This window comes from Paenibacillus sp. FSL H7-0331, assembly GCF_001956045.1.
On the sequence record NZ_MRTH01000135.1, the window covers coordinates 1 to 1,586 of the forward strand.

The following is a 1,586-nucleotide window of genomic DNA, read 5'->3' on the forward strand; positions in this document are numbered from 1 at the left end:
GTACACAAACCAGCTAATATAATGTCAATAGGAGCTTAAGAAAGATTTTAATCTTGTTTAGAATGGTAAAAAAGACAATACTAAATTAGCCCCATTTCTTAAATTGGGATTTAATGGGTATTTTGAATCTTTTGTGGTTATGCGGAGCAGTAAGGAACGGATCGAGTCAACATGGCAAAAATGATATGAAGCAACTTATTGGTGCAAGCAATAAGTGCTACGCGGTGAGGTTTTCCTTCAAGCCGTTTTTTATCATAAAAGGCGCGAATCCGAGTATTCCTAGCTGCCCCTCTAATGCCACATAAAACAGCCAAATACAAAGCCCTCCTTAGACGAGTAGATCCACGCTTCGTAATACGGTTCCTAGTCGCAGTAAACTTACCTGACGAGAAGACACTTGGATCTATACCTGCGAAAGCTACGAGCTTTTTAGCATGCTCAAAGGTAGTAACGTCACCGATTTCAGCAATAATCGTAGCGGCGAGCTTATGTCCTATTCCGGGAATGGAGCACAACAAATGATAATCCTCCATTGTCGTTGCTATAACTTGAATTTCTCTTTCTAAATGAGAGAGATGCGTTTGATACTCCATCAACAGATCAATCATAAGCCGTAAAGAGATAATCTGACTATGATTAGAAGAGTTCGTCATCAGACTGTTTTTAGCTGCAGTTACAATATCTTCTGCCTTCTTAGTCGCCCAAGAACTTGATCGATTACATGAAGAACTAATGGTACGTGTGATTTCTTCTAAATCAGACAAAAGGACTTGTTCAGGTGTCGAGTACTTCCTTAGCACCTGCAACGCTGTTTTGGAAAACAACTGTCCAAATAAGTTAGAGTAAAGTGGAAATAATTGGTCCAATATAGATTGGAAATTGAGCTGTGCTTGTACATAAGCATGAGTAATCATCTCGTGTTGCCTACTTAAAAAGCGAAGCTCTGCTTGCTCGTTTTGTTTTAATGGCGTAGGTTTTAACTCCTCTTTATAGTACAATTCAGCTAGATGCTTAGCATCTTCCGCGTCCGTTTTTACTTTTCTCAGCTTTGATTTTCTTGCTCGCTGGGGGATCAAAGGATTCAAAATAATGATCTTATACGCTTGCTTTTGAAGAGCAGCTACAAGCCCCAAATGATAATGTCCTGTCGATTCCAATACAATAGCTGGCCTTCTCTCCGTTAAGGACTCTACTTCCTGAAGCCTTGAAATGAGGCTCTGAATACCATCAAAGGTATGCAAGAAACGAAACGACTTTCCCAAGGATTTGTTGCGTTCAAGGAAAATAAAGCCTTCACTTTCTCCTTTTGATACATCAATACCAACAACAGGATTCATAATGCCCTCCTCAAATTAATATGACCGGATCCCACTAACCATTGCACTGCCATAGCTTCGCGTGTTATACGAGATCAATGTCTCAACCAGCCCAATCATGGTTTGTGCAATAGCAGGTGAACAGTTTGTGTAACGGGCTATGAGCCCACCTATTTTATCGTTCTCACCGGCTAATGCTAATTTTAACGCAAAAAATGAGGTTAACCAGATTTAGCTGGTTAACCTCATAATACGAAACCTATTTTAACG

At 40.0% G+C, this 1,586-nt stretch carries 1 protein-coding gene; it reads right to left on the minus strand.

Features of this window, described 5'->3' with window-relative positions; genetic code table 11:
• Positions 1-137 precede the first annotated feature (137 nt).
• Positions 138-1,337 (minus strand): IS110 family RNA-guided transposase, encoded by a 1,200-nt coding sequence (locus BK127_RS42115; RefSeq protein WP_076238575.1) that lies wholly within the window; start codon positions 1,335-1,337, stop codon positions 138-140.
• Between the last annotated feature and the right edge of the window lie 249 nt (positions 1,338-1,586).

Excerpts from the sequence above, each read along its gene's own strand:
- BK127_RS42115 (WP_076238575.1), bottom strand. The coding sequence starts at position 1,337 with ATGAATCCTGTTGTTGGTATTGATGTATCAAAAGGAGAAAGTGAAGGC.